Source organism: Micromonospora sp. NPDC020750 (assembly GCF_044334565.1).
GTDB lineage: Bacteria > Actinomycetota > Actinomycetes > Mycobacteriales > Micromonosporaceae > Micromonospora.
Genome location: NZ_JBIRTH010000005.1, coordinates 127,543 through 145,060 on the forward strand (window position 1 = coordinate 127,543; position 17,518 = coordinate 145,060).

15 protein-coding genes are annotated in these 17,518 nt (G+C 72.3%); 6 read left to right on the plus strand and 9 right to left on the minus strand.

Annotation, left to right across the window (positions count from 1 at the left end; genetic code table 11):
- Positions 1-18 precede the first annotated feature (18 nt).
- Positions 19-1,677: an ABC transporter substrate-binding protein gene (locus ACH4T9_RS17240; RefSeq protein WP_396672455.1), complete on the minus strand. Its 1,659-nt coding sequence runs from the start codon at positions 1,675-1,677 to the stop codon at positions 19-21.
- A 282-nt stretch (positions 1,678-1,959) separates the two neighbouring features.
- Between ACH4T9_RS17240 and ACH4T9_RS17245 the strand changes: the two genes are divergently transcribed.
- On the plus strand, positions 1,960-2,244 hold the full coding sequence (locus ACH4T9_RS17245; protein ID WP_396672454.1) for a hypothetical protein: 285 nt from the start codon (positions 1,960-1,962) through the stop codon (positions 2,242-2,244).
- A complete protein-coding gene (locus tag ACH4T9_RS17250; protein ID WP_396672453.1) occupies positions 2,241-3,254 on the plus strand; it encodes a cupin-like domain-containing protein in 1,014 nt (337 codons plus the stop codon). The genes ACH4T9_RS17245 and ACH4T9_RS17250 overlap by 4 nt, the downstream gene beginning before the upstream one ends.
- A 99-nt stretch (positions 3,255-3,353) precedes the next feature.
- Here ACH4T9_RS17250 and ACH4T9_RS17255 read toward each other — a convergent pair whose 3' ends face one another.
- Positions 3,354-4,853 (minus strand): PLP-dependent aminotransferase family protein, encoded by a 1,500-nt coding sequence (locus tag ACH4T9_RS17255; protein WP_396672452.1) that lies wholly within the window; start codon positions 4,851-4,853, stop codon positions 3,354-3,356.
- An 83-nt stretch (positions 4,854-4,936) separates the two neighbouring features.
- On the opposite strand from ACH4T9_RS17255, the gene ACH4T9_RS17260 reads away from it, so the two are divergent.
- Both ACH4T9_RS17260 and ACH4T9_RS17265 read left to right on the plus strand, forming a co-directional pair.
- A complete protein-coding gene (locus ACH4T9_RS17260; RefSeq protein ID WP_396672451.1) occupies positions 4,937-5,545 on the plus strand; it encodes a LysE family translocator in 609 nt (202 codons plus the stop codon).
- 16 nt (positions 5,546-5,561) lie between these two features.
- On the plus strand, positions 5,562-6,236 hold the full coding sequence (locus ACH4T9_RS17265) for a B3/4 domain-containing protein (protein WP_396672450.1): 675 nt from the start codon (positions 5,562-5,564) through the stop codon (positions 6,234-6,236).
- Positions 6,237-6,340: 104 nt separating this feature from the next.
- On the opposite strand, the gene ACH4T9_RS17270 is transcribed toward ACH4T9_RS17265, so the two are convergent.
- From ACH4T9_RS17270 to ACH4T9_RS17295, 6 genes are all read right to left on the minus strand, one after another.
- A complete protein-coding gene (locus ACH4T9_RS17270) occupies positions 6,341-7,624 on the minus strand; it encodes an NAD(P)/FAD-dependent oxidoreductase (protein ID WP_396672449.1) in 1,284 nt (427 codons plus the stop codon).
- A 92-nt stretch (positions 7,625-7,716) separates the two neighbouring features.
- On the minus strand, positions 7,717-8,070 hold the full coding sequence (locus ACH4T9_RS17275; protein WP_396672448.1) for a TraR/DksA family transcriptional regulator: 354 nt from the start codon (positions 8,068-8,070) through the stop codon (positions 7,717-7,719).
- Positions 8,071-8,153: 83 nt separating this feature from the next.
- Positions 8,154-8,435, minus strand: coding sequence for a potassium transporter TrkA (locus tag ACH4T9_RS17280; protein ID WP_396672447.1), 282 nt, complete (start codon positions 8,433-8,435; stop codon positions 8,154-8,156).
- Positions 8,436-8,591: 156 nt separating this feature from the next.
- A complete protein-coding gene (locus ACH4T9_RS17285; RefSeq protein ID WP_396672446.1) occupies positions 8,592-8,795 on the minus strand; it encodes a hypothetical protein in 204 nt (67 codons plus the stop codon).
- A gap of 143 nt (positions 8,796-8,938) precedes the next feature.
- The gene (locus tag ACH4T9_RS17290; RefSeq protein ID WP_396672445.1) at positions 8,939-10,171 is read right to left on the minus strand and encodes a PucR family transcriptional regulator; all 1,233 of its coding nucleotides are present in this window, start codon (positions 10,169-10,171) and stop codon (positions 8,939-8,941) included.
- A 328-nt stretch (positions 10,172-10,499) separates the two neighbouring features.
- Positions 10,500-11,084 carry a pyridoxamine 5'-phosphate oxidase family protein gene (locus tag ACH4T9_RS17295; protein ID WP_396672444.1) on the minus strand — a complete coding sequence of 195 codons (585 nt, stop codon included), beginning with the start codon at positions 11,082-11,084 and terminating at the stop codon, positions 10,500-10,502.
- Between the two features lie 506 nt (positions 11,085-11,590).
- Here ACH4T9_RS17295 and ACH4T9_RS17300 point away from each other — a divergent pair.
- Entirely contained in the window at positions 11,591-12,151 is a 561-nt protein-coding gene (locus tag ACH4T9_RS17300; protein ID WP_396672443.1) for a winged helix-turn-helix domain-containing protein, read from the plus strand.
- Between the two features lie 90 nt (positions 12,152-12,241).
- Here the strand turns inward: ACH4T9_RS17300 and ACH4T9_RS17305 are convergent, their stop codons facing one another.
- On the minus strand, positions 12,242-16,522 hold the full coding sequence (locus tag ACH4T9_RS17305; protein ID WP_396672442.1) for a S8 family serine peptidase: 4,281 nt from the start codon (positions 16,520-16,522) through the stop codon (positions 12,242-12,244).
- Between the two features lie 395 nt (positions 16,523-16,917).
- Here ACH4T9_RS17305 and ACH4T9_RS17310 point away from each other — a divergent pair, with 395 nt between their 5' ends.
- Entirely contained in the window at positions 16,918-17,493 is a 576-nt protein-coding gene (locus tag ACH4T9_RS17310) for a winged helix-turn-helix domain-containing protein (RefSeq protein ID WP_396672441.1), read from the plus strand.
- Positions 17,494-17,518 lie beyond the last annotated feature (25 nt).

Below are 17,518 nucleotides of genomic sequence, written 5' to 3' on the forward strand. Positions count from 1 at the left end.
GCAGCGGTCCCGCCCGACCTAGGCCGACGCGGTCAGGTAGCGCAGGCGGGCGAGGCCGTCCATCGGCTGCACCCAGCCGGCGACGTCGTCGCGTACGGGCAGGTTGAAGTTGGGCTGGCAGACGACCACCCAGGGCACGTCCGCGGCGAGGATCTCCTGGACGCGCTTCCAGAGCTGGCCGCGGGCCGCCTGGTCGACGGTGGTGTGCGACTGCTCGTAGATCTTCTCGATCTCCGGGTTGCTGTAGTTGGAGTAGTTGAGGTTCGCGCCCTTGACGAAGCTCGTGGCAAGCATGTACTCGACGTCGTTGACCCAGAGCTGACCGGAGGTGATCTGCAGCGGGACGTTCTTCTTGGACCGCCGCTCGCCGAGGGTGGCCGGGTCCAGCGGGGTCAGCTTGAGGTTGATCCCCACCTTCGCCGCCTCGCTCTGCACCTGGACGGCGATCTTCTGCTGTTCCTCGTTGTCGGCCTCGAAGACCAGCTCGGAGTCGACGGTGGTCCTGCCGGCCGCGGCCATCGCCGCCCTGGCCTGGTCGAGGTCGTGGGTGAACGGGTACCCGCCGGCGTCGTAGCCGGGCATGTCCAGCGGCACCGGGCTCTTGGCGGCGCGGGCGTCCCCGCCGTAGACGTTGTTGATGATCTGCTCGTACGGCGTCGCGTGGGCGAGGGCCTTGCGGACGTTCACGTCGTTGAACGGCGCCGTGGTGACGGACATCTGGATGGTGACCTGACGGTTGCTGGCGGCCGAGATGACCTTGATGCCGGCGGCCTTCTTGAGGTCCTGGATGTCGCGCTGACTGATGCCGAGGGCGATGTCGATGTCGCCGGCCTGGAGTTGCAGCCGCTGGTTGGAGGCGGCGGGCACCACGGAGATCCGGATGGTGGGCGTCTTGGCCGGGTCGGGGCCCGGGTATCCGGCGTTCGCGGAGAGTTCGATCTCCTGCCCCTGGGTGGCCTTCGTGACGTTGTAGTAGCCCCCGGTCGGCGGGTTCTTGGCGAACCACTCCTTGGCCCAGGGGTCGTCGGCGGTGGCGTGCTTCTTCGCCTCGGTGGAGTCGAAGACGTACAGCGAGATGGCCTGGATCTGCCGGGTGAGGGCGCTGGCGAACGCCTGGTGGAACTCGACGGTGTGGTCGTCGACGACCTTGACCTGGTCGGGCTTGGTCAGGCCGATGGTGCGGTAGACGCCGGCGACGTTGGCCTGGGCGGCGAAGGCGCGATCCTTGGACCACTTCACGTCGGCGGCCGTCAGCTCGTTGCCGCTGGCGAACTTGACCCCGCGGCGCAGCTTGAGCGTCCAGACCCGCTGCGTGGCGTCCGGCTCGAAGGACTCGGCGAACGTCGGGGGGACGTTCTGGGTGTCGAGGATCTGGCTGTCGCCGGCGGCGGTGACGCCGTAGTCGATCAGGTAGGGGAAGACGTTCTTGTACAGCATCAGCGCGGTCAGGTCGAAGCCCACGAAGTCCTGGTCCCAGCTCGACAGGTAGCTCGAGACCGCGATACGCAGCGCCTTGGCGGTGGGGCCGCCCGACGCGCCGTCGCGGGGCTTGGACTCGCTGTTGGCGGCGCAGGCGCCGGTGGCCAGCAGGAGCGCCACGCTGCCGCCCAACTGCAGGACCCCGCGGCGGGAGAGGGCGGGCGAGGAGGCGCCGCCCGCACGGTGGGAACGAGCCATGGGTAGTCCTCCTAGAAACACGAGGCAGATGGTCCGTGCTGAGGACCTACCCGTGTTCTACCGGATTAAGTGAGAGTGAACAAGAGCCTGAACCCTGTTCGCCGTCGAACCCTCGAAATCGGCCACCCATGCTGGCCGAATGGCCGATGACCCGCGAAGCCAATGTTCACACAAGTTCACAGAGTTGATACACGCACCGAAACGGCGGTGCCGGGAGCGTCCCGGCCGGACGGGACGCCTGTCCCTGGCGGCCGGGTCGATCCGGCGCGTTGACTCTGATCCATGACTTCACTTCCGGACCACTTCCCGGCCCACGTCAAGGGCTCCTACGTCAACTGCGAGGAGTACACCCGCAAGGCGCAGCTCACCGCCCTCCCGGACACCGAGCAGTTCCCCGCCCACGTCAAGAACAACTACGTCGTCTGCGCCGAGTACGCCCGCGCGGCCCAACTCACCGCCGTCCCGGACGCCGACCACTTCCCGGCCCACGTGAAGAACTCCTACGTCAACTGCACCGAGTACACCCGCGAGCCGCAGCTCACCGCCGTCCCCGGCGGCGCGGCATGACCCTGCTCGCCACCTCCCGGCTGGACCGGGTCTGGCAGGAGTGGCTCGCCGAGAACCTGGCCATGGGCGCACCCGTCGAGCAGGCGCGGGCCGCCGCCGTCGCCGGGGGCGCCGACGCGGACGCCGTCGACGCGGAGCTGGGCGAACTCACCGCCCACCCGTACTTCGCCGTGTGCCGCCGCCTCGCGCTGCGCTACGACTGGATGGAGTCCGTGCTCGACACCTACCGGACGCTGCGCAACAGCGACGGCGGAGAAACCCTGGAGCGCCGCGCGGGCATCACGCCGGAGGAGTTCTTCGCCCGGCACTACTTCGGCCACCGGCCCGTCGTGCTGGAGGGCCTGATGACGGACTGGCCCGCGCTCGACTGGACCCTCGACGGCCTGGCCGCCGCCTGCGGCGACGCGGTCGTCGAGGTGATGACCGGGCGGGAGGCCAACCCCGACCACGCCTGGCAGTACGACCGCCACCGCACCACCATGCCGTTCCGCGACTACCTGACGCTGCTCGGGTCCGGGACCCGCACCAACGACTACTACATGGTCCCCCGCAACGAGAACTGGTCCCAGGCGCTGCGCCCGCTCGCCGCCGACGTGCGCCCGCCCGAGGGGATCGTGGACCCGACGGCCCTCGGGCATCTGCTGCTGGGCCCGGCGGGCACGGTGACCCCGCTGCACGTGGACAACAGCACGGTGCTGCTGTGCCAGGTCCTCGGCCGCAAACACGTGCGCCTCGTTCCCTCGTACGAGCGGCATCTGGTCTACCCGCGCGGCGGCACGTTCAGCGCTGTCGACGCCGCCCGCCCGGACCTCACCCGGCACCCGCGGTTCGCCGAGGCCACCGTGCTGGAGACCGTCCTGGAACCGGGACAGATGCTACTCATTCCCGTCGGCTGGTGGCACTGGGTGCAGGCCCTGGACGTCAGCGCCACGGTCACCTTCCACCACTTCCAGATCCCCGGGCAGAACCACAAGATGGCGACCCCGCCGGCTGCGGGCCTGGACGAGTGACGCCCCCGGGGCCGGGCCGTCGGCCGGCGACGTGGCGGGCCGGCCCCGGTCGGGCAGCGGGCCCGTGGACCCGGATCGGCCGCCGGACGCGCAGCCCGGTCAGGACCCGCGCGTCCGGCAGAGCCCGGACAGGGCGTCAGCGACGGTGGTGATCCCCTGCTCGATGTCCGAGGCCGGGTTCGCCGCGTACCCGAGGACCAGGCCCGGGCGGTACGGGCGCTGGCAGTGCCAGGACAGCGGCTGCGTCTTCACCCCGCGCGCCAGGGTCGCCGCCGCCAACTCGGTGTCGGCCACGTCGGCGTCGAGGGTGACCATCAGGTGCAGCCCGGCGGCGGCCCCGTGCACCGTGGCCCGGGGCAGGTGCCTGGCCAGCGCGGCGATCATCGCGTCCCGGCGGCGGACGTGGCGACGGCGCAGCAGCCGAAGCTGCCGCTCCAGTGCCCCGGAGGTCATCAGCTCGGCGAGCACGAGTTGCGGGAGCACCGCGTTGCCGAGGTCGGCGTTGCGCTTGGCGGCCACCACGGCGGCACGGTACCGCCGGGGCACCAGCAGCCAGCCGACCCGCAGGGCGGGGGCGAGCAGCTTCGACACGCTGCCGGCGTAGCAGATCCGGTCGGGCAGCATCCCCCGCAGCGCGGGCACCGGGGGCCGGTCGTAGCGGTGCTCGGCGTCGTAGTCGTCCTCGATGACCAGGCCGCCGTCGCGGGCCCAGGCGACAAGCCTGCGGCGGCGCTCGCCGTCGAGCACCACCCCGGTCGGGAACTGGTGGGCGGGGGTGAGCAGCACGGCCGGCAGGCCGGCGGCGGCGAGGGCGTCGACGCGCACGCCGGCCCCGTCGACCGGCACCGGCGGGGTGTCGACGCCCCAGTTGTTCAGGTGCTGGCGGACGCCGAGGGAGCCCGGGTCCTCCACCCCGATCCGGGTGATCCCGTCGGCGCGCAGCGCCTGGGCGAGCAGGCCGAGCGCCTGGGACACCCCGGCGACGACAATCACCTCCATGGGGTCGACGGCGATGCCCCGGCTGCGGGCCAACCAGCCGGCGACCGCGTGGCGCAGCGCGGGCGCGCCGCACGGGTCCCCGTAGCCGAAGTCGGCCGGGGCGAGGCGGCCCAGTACGGCCCGCTCGGCGCGCAGCCAGTCCGCGCGGGGAAAGGCCGCCAGGTCGGGCAGGCCGGGCGTCAGGTCGATCCGGGCGGGCACGGCGCGTACCGCGTCGAAGACGTCGCTGCCCGGGGCCTGCGGGAACAGCGCGGCCGGCGCGGTCGCGGCGGTCGGGGCGCGGCGCGGCGGCGGCGGGCCGGCCGGCGCGGCGACGACCACCGTGCCGGCCCGGCCGCGCCCGGCGACCTGGCCGTCCTCGACCAGCCGCTGGTACGCCTCGGTCACCACGCCCCGGGAGACCCCGAGGTCGGCGGCGAGCACGCGGGTCGCCGGCAGCCGCCCGCCGACGGGGAGCCGCCCGTCGGCGATGGCCTGCCGGAGCTGGGCCGAGAGCCAGTCGGCCCGGCCGCCGGGTGGGGCGTCGGCGATGTCGAGGTGCAGGAAGTCCGACCCGGCAGTTATGGACCTCTGCGCCGAAGATTCTTTGGCCCTGTCCATCGGGCCATCATGCCAGCAGAGTGGTGGTGACGACAGCCGGCGGCCCGGACCAGGGCCGCGGCCATCTCACCGGAAGGACTGTCGTGACCATCGCTTTCCTGATCGCCGCCCTCGTCGTGGTGGTCACCCCGGGCGCCGGGGTGTTGTACACCGTGGCCACCGGGATGGGCTGGGGACGCCGCGCCGGGCTGCTCGCCGCGGCCGGCTGCACCCTCGGCGTCGTACCGCACCTGGCCGTCGCGCTGGTCGCCGTGGCCGCGCTCCTGCACACCGCCGCGCCGGCCTTCCAGGCCCTGCGGTACGCGGGCGCGGCGTACCTGGTCTGGCTCGGATGGACGACGCTGCGGGACCGCGGCGCGTCGGACCCGGACGCGACGCGACCCGCGCCGTCGGCCCGGCAGGTGGTCACCGGCGCGGTGCTGACGAACCTGCTCAACCCGAAGCTGACGATCTTCCTCGTCGCGTTCCTGCCCCAGTTCGTCGGTGCCGACGACCCGCACCGGCTCGTCCGGATGCTCGGCCTCGGATCGGTGCTCATGGCGCTCACCCTCGTCGTGTACGCCGGTTACGGCGTCCTCGCCGGCACGGTGCGCGACCAGGTGCTCGGCCGGCCCTGGGTGAGCACCTGGCTGCGGCGCGGATTCGCCGGCTCGTTCCTCGCCATGGGTGCCGCGCTGGCGCTCACCCGCTGATCCGTCAAGGAGTGTCATGCGTTTCGAGCACGCGCCGCAGATCCGGTCGGCGTACCCGGAGCTGGTGGCCGGGACGATCACGGTCGACGGGGTCGACGCGGACGCCGACGTGACCACGGCGGTGGCCCGGCACCTGGCGACGGCCCGGGTGCGGTTGTCGTGCGGCACCGAGGCCAGCTTTCCCGAGATCCAGGCGTGGCGGCGGGTCTTCGCCCGGATGGGGCTGCCGCCGACCCGCTACCGGTGCGCTGCGGAGTCGCTGCTGCGCCGGTTCCGCCGCGACGGCGTCCTGCCCCGACTGCACCCGCTGGTCGACCTGTGCAACGCGGTCTCACTGGCGTACGCCATCCCGATCGCGGTTCTGGACGTCGAGCGGATCGACGGCGACCTCGAGGTACGGCCCGCCCGGGGCGACGAGGAGTACCTGACCCTCGCCGGCGACCCCGAGTGCCCCGAGCCCGGAGAGGTGATCTTCGCGGACGGGGCGGGACGGGCGCACTCCCGGCGCTGGACGAGCCGGCAGAGCGGCTGGTCGGCGATCCGGGCCACCAGCCGGTCGGTGCTGATCGTGGTCGAGGGGGTGCACGCCCGCGCCGCGACGGACGTGCCCCACCTGCTGGACACCCTGGTGGTGGAGCTCGCCGACGCCTGGTCTGTGCGGGGTCGTGCGGCGCTGCTCCCGACCGGGTGACCGTCGACCCGGGGCGGCGGAGCTGCCGGAGAGCACCACGCACGCCCGTACCCGGGGTAGGTGGCCCGGGTGAGCGCGGGCGGCCCGCCTCGTGGGTGGCGTGCTCAGCGCAGCGGGTCGAACGGCGCCAGCTCCGGCGGCACCTCCCCCTTGAGCACGGTCTGGGCCATCAGCTGTCCGGTGATCGGGCCGAGCGCGATGCCCCACATGCCGTGGCCACCGGCGACGAACACCCGGGGGGAGGCGGTGACCCCGGCCAGCGGCAGCCCGTCGGGGGTGCAGGGCCGAGAGCCGACCCACTCGTCGCGCCGGTCGTCGAGGTCCACGCCGGTCAGGAACGGGCGGACGGCATCGACGATGGCGGTGATCCGCCGCGGGTCGAGGGGGTCCCCGGGACGACGGAACTCCATCATCCCGGCCACCCGCAGCCGATCGCCCAGCGGCGTGCACGCCACCCGCTGCTTCGGGAAGTAGAGCGGGCCGCGCGGCATCTGCCGGACGGGCACGCTGAAGCTGTAGCCGCGGCCCGCCTGCACCGGCTGCCGCACGCCGAAGCGGGTGGCCAACCCCCCGAGCAGCGCGCCGGTGGCGACGACCACGGCGTCGTGCTGTCTCTCGCCGGCGCCGGAGAGCACCGAGACGCCACCGGACCGGGGCCGCAGGTCGGCCACCTCGACGCCCTCGACGATCTCACCGCCGCGTTCCCGCACCGACTCGGCGAGAGAGCGCACGAACTCGGGCGGATCCAGGTAGCGCTGACCGTAGATCTGGATCGCGACACCCACCCGGTCGGTCAGCGTCGGCTCCAGGGCGCGGGCCCGCCAGTCGGTGACCGGGTGGAAGCTGACCTCCTGGCCGGCGTCGCGGATCTGTTCCAGCTCGGCCAGCAGGCCTCGCGCGTCGCGTTTCCCGGCGAAGCAGGCCAGAAAGCTGCTCGCCCGGTACGTCTGCGCGGCCACCCCGCCCGCGGCCAACACGTCGAACGCCTCCAGCGCCCGCTCGTTCAGCGGCACGTAGGCGGCCATCCCCCGCCGCCACCGCCGCGCCGTGCTGTGCGCCACGAACGAGGTGAGGAACCGCAACAGGCCACGGTCGGCACGCAGCGGCAGGTACACCGGCGACCGGGGACTGAGCACCGCCCGCAGCCCGTACCGCAGCACCGCGGGCTCCGGCAGCGGCGCGGTCAGCCCCGGCGTCAACCACCCGGCATTGCCCCAGGAGGCCCCGGCACCCACGTGGTCCCGCTCGTACACCGTGACGCGCACACCCGCCTCCTGCAGGAACCAGGCGGTGGACAAACCGACCATCCCGGCCCCGACGACCGCGACGTCACGCGGTGCGTCGGCCACGAACGCCGGCGCGTGCTGCTGCTCGGGTTCCGGTGACATTGCCTGCTCCTTCCCAGGGGCGGGCACCCGCCCGCGCCGCAGATGGGCCAACCATGTCCGCGCGCCACCCGCCCGGCCAGGGCCGCCGCCGGTCAAGCTGGGCCTGCCGTCTTGCCGACGCCCGGCAATCTGGGCTCGCGGCGCCGGGCCCCGCCGCCCGACTCAACGGCGGGGGTGGACGCAGCGTCGCAGCGCGGGCAGAACCTCGCGCCGGGCCGGTGGGCAAGGTACTCGATGGGGATGTCGGTCCGGCATCGTCGGCAGGTGCCGTACCGGCCCTGGTCCAGGTGGCGCAGGGCGCAGGCGAGGTCGTCGAGCGCGCGACGCGACGCGGCCGTGACCGCCGCGGCAGTGTCCGTGCCGGCGGCCGGGTGGTCGGGCCGGGCGAGCAGGGCGAGTTGCGTGTGGTGGCGCGCGTACTGCTCCTCCAGCACCATCCGCAGCACGTCGAGCTCGCCCTGTCGGCTGACCGGACGGCTCCGTGTCCCGTTCTCCTCTCGCGGCCGGCGGGGAGCACGCGGGGCGGCGGTCACGATCCGGGTCCGGTCGACGGTTCGCGGTCGGCGCCCCTGCGGTCCGGGCCGGCGGCCACATCGACGATGTCCAGGATGCCGAGCAACCCGGCGAGCGCTATCGCCTCGGCGCGGGTCAGGGTCAGGCTGCAGGCGCTGTCCGGGTCCCTGCCGTCGTCGTGCACCAGGTCGCGACGGCCGCCTGCGTGGTGGGTGACGACACCGACCCGGCGCCCGTGCTCCGTGGTGAAACAGTGGCGTAGGCCGATACCGGGCAGTGGGGTGCGTTCGACTTCCATGGGGCAGCTCCGCAGAAGGTGTGACGGGTGAGGCGTGGGGCCGGCAGGACGCGAACACCTGGCAGCGGCGCACGGGCAGGTGTCGACGCGGGCCGTCGACGCCGAAGGCCCGGACGACGACGGGTCCGGTCGCGGTCGGTGCGCGGCGAGCAGGTGTCAGGCGGCGGCGAGCTGCGGCGGTGCGCGGTCGGCGGACCAGGCCGGCACACAGCCCGGCACGGCACGGCGACCCAGTCGAAAGACGATGCACAGGCCCACCGCCCGTGCCGCGTAGAGGACGACCACGAGCACGGCCAGCACGAACAGCGTCGACAGCGGTCTACGCTCGTCGACGCCGAGGTAGGCGTGCCCGGCGTGCATGCGGCGACTATAGCCCACCCCTCGGGCCGTACCCGCTCGCCGTTTGCGCTGCCCAGAGCCGCCCCGTGTCCGCCACGACCCGTCAGGCGACCCGAACGCCGGGCCGGGATCCCGGTGCGGCGCCAGCGGCGGGTCGGTGACGGTCAGCCGGAGTTCGGCAGGGGTTGCGCCGGCCAGTTGAGGGCCTTCGCGCCGAGCACGGCCGCCTGCAGGGTGAACCGGTGGGCCGGGTCGGCGGGGTGGTAGCCGGTCAGCCGCCGGACGCGATCGAGCCGGTAGGTGACGGTGCGTACCGACACGTGCAGGCGCTTGGCCGACTCGGTGGCCACCGCCCCGGTGTCGAAGTACTCCCGCAGGGTGTCCAGCAGCGGCTGGGCGCCGCCCCGGGCATTCACCAGCGGACCGAGCACGGCCTGCACCAGGTCGACGATCGCCGGCTGATCGCGCAGCAGCACCCGGTACACCAGCAGGTCATGGGCGTCGACCACCGGGGCGGTCACCTGCAACCGTCCCGCCATCGACAACGCCTCACGTGCCTCCTCGTACGAGCGGGCGATGCCGTACAGCCCGGGATGGGCCCGGCCCACCGCGATCCGCCACGCGTCCCCGCGCGGCAGCCGGGTGAGTTCCCGGTGCATCAGCCGCCCCAACTCGCCGCTCGGCTCGGGAGACGGCGCCACCCGTTGCGCGGTGGTCGCGTCGGCCGGCGCGATGACGACCAGCAGGCCCTCCTTGGTGGCCACGAGCACGTCGCGGTCGCCCAGCCGATCGAAGATCACCGCCTCCAACGCGCTGATCGCCGCGTCGGCGTCAGGCAGCCGGCGGCTCGGCGCGGCCAGCGCCACCCGGTGCGCCCGCGCCAGGTCCAGACCGAACGGCTCGGCCCGTTCGACCAGCGCGCCCAGGTCGGAATCGCCGCGCAGCAGGTCGTCGACCAGTTCGCGCCGCAGCGCCTCCTCGCGGCGCACCAGGTCGCGCCGCGCCACCGCGTAGCCCTCGGCCAGGGTCGCCACCGCGTCGTCGACCACCTGCAGCACCGCGGTCGCCGCGACCCGCACCGCCTCGCAGTCACGCGAGCGCGCCACGGCCGGCAGGTCGTGCCACAGCCGGCGGGCCGCCGACAGGTACAGCTGCACCACCCGCCCCGCCGATATGCCCTGTTCCGCGGCCCGCCTGCCGAGCGCCTCCACCACGTCCAGTTCCTCGCGCCGCGGCCGGCGTCCGTGCACCGCCGCGCCGGCCAGCATCGGCAGATACTCCCCCAGCAGTTGCACGTCCACCCCGCCGGCATCGCGGCTCGCGCCCGCCGCCACCTCGGCCAGCCAACGGTCCTCGGGCAGGCCGGCAGCCTCGGGACGCCGAGTACCGTCCGCCATTCCGCCTCGCCTTCACGCGGGACCGTCACCGGCGCGCCGCGGTCCCGGCGGCAGCGCCGCCTGCGGTTCCGGACGACCACGGTCAGCCCGGTGGGCGAGACCGCCCGGACGCCCGGCGCTTCGTTGCCGTGCACCGGCAGTCTAGCTCCGGCTGCCGCCCCCTCTGCCGGGATCGTCTCGGCCAGCACCCCGCTGCGCCTGCTACGGTTCCCCGCGTCCTCGATCAGCACACCGGCAGGGTGGTGAGCGCCATGACCCGCACCACCGTCATGTGCCCCCCGCCGGCCGCGAGGACGCCGGGTTCCTGAACCGGGCGCTCAGCACCTGGTCAGCCGACGGGAAGCGTCGAGCTGTCGCCCCCTCCGTGGGCGGGGTTGTGGGCGGGGGCGTTGATCTCGACCGGCGGCGGGAAGCGCGTCACGAAGTCGCACAACGTGATGTGGGTCGGGACGATCGTGACCACCACCATGTCCGTCGTGTGCGCGCGCTTCTGGCTTTCCCACCCCGGCGCCAGGCTCTTGTCCGCGAACATCCGCCAGGACGCCTCGACGTGCTCGTCCGGGACCCCCGGCCGAAGCTCGATCGACGCCGTGCCGCGCACCAGCATGACAACGGGCGTGTAGTCGGCGACCGGATCCGCCCCGAGCTTCGCCGCCACCTTCCTCCGCACCTCGGCCGAGTACGTGTCGACGCTGAAGGACACCTGCGGGTGCGCCGCGATCGCCTTGACCTTGTACGCGGTCGTCGGGCTGGCGAAGACGAACGCCTTGCCGTTCCACAGGTAGGCGACCGGCACCGTGCGCGGGTGGCCGTCCAGTCCCACGTACCCGAGCCGCATCGCGACCGGCGACTCCAACAGGGTCTGTGCCACCGGGTCGGTGTTCACCAGGTGCACGATGTCCGCGTAGTCCACGGCTGTCCCTTCCTGCAAGCGGATGCCGGCATCCGCTCCGTCATGGTGCTCACCCTGGCGGCCACGACCTTCCGCGTCACCGGGTGTAGCCTGATCACTACCAGGCAAGTATCTGCAGCGCCCGGGGCCCACGTCTATACGGCTGATTGCCATTACGGTGGCAGCACCCCGGCCGTGGCCGACGGAAGCGATTGCCGCAGCCCAGCGGAAGGCTCGCACAGGGCAAGCGCCGACAGGTCAGCCATCCGCATCGATGCCGTCGCTATCGATGCCGTCGCTCCGCGCCCGCCGGCGCATGTCGGGGCAACCGGCGCGGCATTGCCGACTGCATAGACGTGCATTACTATACCGATGCTCGGGAAGCGACCACGGTGTCACCGGTCCACTGCGGATTGTCGGTGCGTCGACCGGCTTTGCCCCCGTTTCCACCACACCGCCACCACCAGGCGATCGAGCGGCGTCAGGAAGACACCATCGCGTGAGCGGTGAACGGGGAAGGGCGAAGGATGAGCGGGATCGCGTCCCTGGTCATCGGCATCGCCTCCTCACCGGCGCATCGCCGGCAACTCGCGCAACTGTTCGGCGGCAGCGAGGCGTTCCTGATCGTGTCGAGCGTCGACCAGGCGCGACGGTTCCTCGGGGTGGCCCGCCGGCCCGACGCCGTGGAGCCGATGGCGTCCGCACCGACCGAACAGGCCGAACCCGCCGAACAGGCCGAACAGGCCGAGCGGAACGAACCCGCCGGGCCGGCCGAGCCGGTGACCGTCGGTGGTACGCCGACGCCGGAGCTGAGCGTCGACTCGGACCGCCGGGTGCTGTGCTGGCGGGGCCGCGAAATCGACCTGACCCCGCTGGAGCACGACCTTCTGCGCTGCCTGGTCGGCACGCCCGGACACATCTGGAGCTACCAGCGGCTGCACCGTGAGGTCTGGGGCACCGAGCACCTGGGCCGGGGCTCCGACCTGCACTCGGTGGTGCGCAGGGTACGGCGGAAGCTGGTCCGCCTGGGCACTTCGGCGACGATCCACACGGTGCGTGGGGTCGGCTTCCGTCTCGCGGTGTCCTGACCCCGAGGCCGTTTCACCATCCCCGGGACGGGTCCGGCCCGCCCGGTCGGGTGACCAGGCGGGCCGGATCTGTTCGTCAGCGGTCAGTTGTCAGCAGCGGACCGGGGACAGGGCGAAGTTCTCCACGGTGGGCGTGGCGGTAGTGATCTTCGTCTGCCGGGTCTGCGGCTTCCAGTTGTCCTTGGCGACGATCATGGTCAGCGGGTTGTTCCGCTTGTCCAGCCAGTAGGCGTACCGGCCCTCGGCGTCGGTGGTGAAGGTCAACGACGTCGCCCACGAGTCGACCTGGACCAACGCGCCGGCGATCGGCGCGCTGGCACCCTGGCAGCTCGTCCCGGTGACCGTACCCATCAGCTTGCCCCAGGTGGTCGGCTGCTGTGCGGTCATCTTCACCGACACCGGCTGCACCGTGTACGGGGTGTCCTCCTTGATCAGGATCGACGCCGAGTAGGTGCCCGGCTGGTCCACGGTGGCCGCGATCCCGACGGTGATCGTGACCTTCTCGCCCGGCGCCAGGGTGGCCGCCGTCTTGTCGATCGTCAGCCAGCTGACGTCCGCGGAAGCCTCGGCACACTCCTCGAAACCGGGGAGCGCCTCGCTGTCCGCCGTGGCGGTGAAGCCACCGGACGAGCCACCGACCTTGTAGAAGCCGCACGCCGCGCCGCCGCGGTACCGGGCGGTGTTGGCGTTGGGCAGGTTCGACCACGAGTTGGCGGTCGGGTCGTAGGCGAAGCCGGCGTTGGTGATGGCACCGCCCTGCGAACCGCCGACGACCAGGAGCTTGCCGTTGGCGACGGCGAACGAGCTGGCCCAGTTGTCGACCGGCGCGTCGGCGATCGCGGTCCAGGCGTTGGTGCCCGGGTCGAAGGCGTAGCCGGCCTTCTGCGCCGCCGTTCCGTCGTTGCCACCGGCGCAGTAGACGATGCCGCCGATCGCGCCACAGGACAGGAAGGCCACCGCCTTCGGGTAGTCGGGCAGCGCCTCCCAGCTGTCGGCGCCCGGGTCGTACCGGACGACGTCGTTCGACATCGGCGTGCAGCTCGCCGTGGTGCACCCGCCGATGGCGTACAGCTTGCCGTCGGCGACCGCCTGGCCGGCGGCGGAGCGCGGCGCGGGGTTGTTCGCCTTCTTGGTCCAGGTGTTGGCCGCCGGGTCGTACGACCAGGTCGCGGCGTCGGGGCCGGAGGCCCCCCAACCGCCGGTCACGAGGATCTTCCCGTCCACGACGCCCGCCGTCACGGCGTTACGCGCGCCGGGGAGGTCGGCGATCGGCTTCCAGCTCTGCGCGATCGGGTCGTAGACGTAGTTCTTCGCGCTCGACGCCGAGCCGTTACCGCCGGCGATCGAGTACACCTTGCCGTCCAGGTTGACCACCCGGTTGTCCATCACGTTCGTCGGGTGGTCGGCGATGTCCGTCCAGGGCTCGGCCTGCGGGCCGACCGGGGCGGAGGTGGCCGTGCTCGCCTTGTCCGACGCCCGCGCGGCGAACGACGTGGCGGCGGTGAGCCGCTGCGGAGGCGCGCCGGTGGAGCCCAGGATCTGCTGCTTGGTCAGCCGGGACCCGTCGGCCCGCAGCAGCTCGAACCCTTCGTCCCGCTCGCTGAACTTGACGTTGACGGGGGCGCCGCCGGTGTTGGTCACCGTGACGGTCTTGGTGGCCTTGCCGCTGGGCATCCGGACCGTGGCGCTGACCGCCGCCGGCTGCACCGACAACCGGCCGGCAGCGAGCTGGAAGGTGACGGGCGTGGCCCAGTCGGTCTGGACGTCGACCTGCTGGGTCTGGCTGACGTAGTTGCCGGCCTTCGCGGTGAACGGGTGCTCGCCGGTCTGCGACGAGAACAGCCAGAAGAAGCCGTCCGCCAGCTTGGTGTCGTCGGGGGTGGCCACGGTGGTGGCCGTCTCCGTCGGCTTGTCACCGCTGGTGACGGTGGCGCCGTTGACGTAGCCGTTGTCGTTCTTGTCGCGCACGTGCCCGAGCACCAGGCCGCCGTTGGTCGGCTTGCAGGTGACCGCGCTACCGATCAGCACGTTGTCGACCTGCCACCACCACTCGTAGGAGGCCTCGTAGTAGTGGAACCGGACCTTGACCTCCGACTTGCCCGCAGCCTGCGGGATCGGCACCTGGGTCACCCGGGGGCCGCGGACGTCCGCCGCCTGCCGGAGAACGTTGGCCCAGGTCGCACCGCCGTCGAGGCTGAGGTCGACGTCCGCGCGGTCGGAGTTCAGCCAGTTGTAGTCCTGGTTGAACCGGATCACCGGGGTCGCGACGTCGGTGAGGTCGACGACCGGGCTGACCAGCGAGGTGTCCTGCCGGCCGCCGGATGCGTAGTTGTCACTGTCGATGATCGCGAAGTTGCCGGAGCCGCCGGTGAGGTTGCCCCGGTCGCCGGCGTCGGTGAAGTCCCACACCTGACCGGTGCCGGCGTTGTCCACCACCGACCAGTCGGTCGGCACGCGGTTGCCGTCGAAGGTCTCGTACACGCCGTCGGAGCCGTACTTGTATCCGGGCGCCGTGGCGCAGGCGGTGGAGTCGACGGGCACGGCGACGTTGTGGACGGTGTTGCCCGAGCCGACCACGACATCCTTGGTCACGGTCTGGTAGCCCGCGTACTGCGGCTCGACCTTGACCTGGTACGTCGCGCCGGCGGGGAGCTTGAAGCTGTACCGGCCGTTGGCGGGCGTGGTGTAGTCGGACGCCGACAGGCCCACGACGCTCACCTTGGCGTACAGCGGCCAGCCGTGGCCGGAGCCGTCGGTCACCGAGCCGCTGAGGGTCACGCTCGGCACGGCGGTCAGGGCGACGTCGATCGTCGTGGTCGCGTTCTTGGCGACCGTCGCCGACACCGTCTTTTTCGCGTAGCCGAAGGCGGTCACGGCGGCCTGGTAGTCGCCGACCGGGAGCAGGGTCGAGTAGGTGCCGTCGGTCCCGGTGGTCAGCTCGCGGGCCGCCGGGCCGGTGAGGGCCACCGTGGCGCCCGGCAGCGGGTTGCCGGTGTCCGCGTCGGTGACCTTGCCGGCCAGGGTGCCGGTTTCGCCGATGGGGGCGGCGTCGAGCAGCGCGAGCGCGTCGAGCCGGCCCTCGCCGTACACGTTGTTGTCGTCCGCGGTGCCGCCACACTGGGCGTCGGCCTTGTCGATCGCCGAGTTGTCCAGCAGGGCGCGCGTCGCGGTGACGTCACCGGCCAGCGCGGGCGCCGCCGACCACAGCAGCGCGACCGCGCCCGCGAGGTGCGGCGCGGCCATCGAGGTGCCGCTGTAGCTGGCGTAGCCGCTGCCGGGAATGCTGGAGCGGACGTTGACGCCGGGCGCCGAGATGTTGGGCTTGATCCCGCCGTCCTGCCCGGACCCCCGGGAGGAGAAGCTGGCGATGTTGTTGTTGACGTCGTACGCGCCGGTCGAGTAGTTGCTGGTCCGGCTGCCCGGTGAGCCGCTGGTCTGGCAGTTCGGGCCCTTGTTGCCGTTGGACCAGGTCCCGAAGATGCCCGACGCGGCCCAGGCCAGCGTCACATCCTCCATGAACGGGTCGTTGGAGGGCAGCGTGGTGCCCCACGAGTTGTTGATGATGTTGGGCCGCTTGCTGGCGTCCGGGTTCTCGCCCTCAAGGTCGGTGGGCTCCAGCATCCACTGGCCGGAGGTGACCAGTGCGGCGTCGCTCGGGCAGCAGCCGTTCGCCGCGATCCACTTGACCCCGGGCGCGACACCGATCTGGTTGGCGCCGGCGGCGCCGGCCATCGTGCCCATGGTGTGCGTGCCGTGGCCGTCGCTGTCGCAGGGCGCGGTGGCGCATTCGCCGGCGGCGTCGAACCAGTTGTAGTTGTGGTCGAAGGTGCCGTCGCCGTTGTTGCCGCGGTAGGCGCCCACCAACGCCGGGTGGTTGAACTGCACCCCGGTGTCGATGTTCGCCACCGTGATGCCCGCGCCGGTGACGCCGTACTCGGACCAGACGTCGTCGGCGTTGATGTTGGCGATGCCCCACTCGAGGGCGTTCGCCGCCTTCGCGTCGGCCTCCTTGGTGACCTTGGGCACCTCGTAGGCCGTCGAGGCGTAGACGCCCTCGACCTCGGCGTGCGCGGCGAAGTTCTGCGCCATGGCCAGCGAGCCGCTGCTGACCTTGATGGCGTTGGTCGCCCAGAAGGACTGGTACTTGGCACCCGAGCCGTCGAGCTCGGAGCGGACCTTGGTCTGGCTGTCGACGGCGGTCTTGCGCAGCGCGTCGGCGACCGCCGCGCCCCGCTTGGTCCAGTCCTTGATCGCGCTGGCCTTGCTCAGGTCGGCCCGGTCGGTGAAGCGGATCCAGAAGTCGCTCTCGCTCTTCGCCTGGAGCTGGTTCATCAGGTCGGGTCGGATCTTGTCCGCCGGGGCGGCCTGCACTCCGGAACCGGTTGTCGCCAAACCTGCTGCGGCGAGGGCGATCGCCGCGCCTGCGCTCGCCAAGCGCCTGAACAGGCGCGTCCCGTGTGGACGTCTCAGCATCGGTGCTGTCTCCTCCAGAAACGACCCGCGGTTAATCAAGCCATGGCGAAGGGTGCAAAGACCCATCTCCCGTCTGGATCACACCGGAATGAACGAACCCCCCAGGCTCCAGGCGCCGTGCGGGTCACGCCGGCTGCCTGTGTGGACACTATGATCGAAAAAGATGAACGATCAAGCACGGCACGTGAGCAACTTGTCGCTAGGAGTTGCCCGCCTGGCGGCGGGTTTGACAATTACTGTCACGGCCATGACCAAGTTGGGCAGAAACTGCCCAACGTTTCCGGGTGGGTGCGGTGACCGAGGACGACGACAGCACGACGCCCGCCCGGTTCGACGAGACCGGCAGCCCGTTCCCCCTGGTGATCGCGGTGACACCGTCACCGGCCGAACGGATCCGGCTCGCCGAGCACCTCGACGGCATCGCGCCGCTGCTGCTGGTGGCCGACCTTGACGAGCTGCGCAGGCTGATCGCGACCTCACAGCCACAGCCACAGCCACCGCCCGGGGCGGTGCCGGCGCGGGCCCCCGCCGCCGCCGCGCAGGCGGCACCGGACGACACCCTGCGGATCGACCCGGCCCGGCTCACCGCCCGCTGCCGGGACCGCGAGGTCCCCCTCACCCGGCTCGAACACGACCTGCTTGCCTGCCTGATCACCGAGCCGGTCCGGGTCTGGAGCTACGCCGAGCTGCACCGATCGGTCTGGCGGGCCGAGGGACGCCAGCGCACGGCGGACGTGCAGTCCCTGGTGAAGCGGTTGCGGCGCAAGCTCGGCGAGCTCGGCACCGGCGTCACCGTCGTCGCGGTGCGCGGTGTCGGGCTCCGGGTGACCGATCACCGACAGCCGAGGGTCAGCGGCGCGGACGGCTGACCCTCGCCCGGCAGCCGTGGACCAG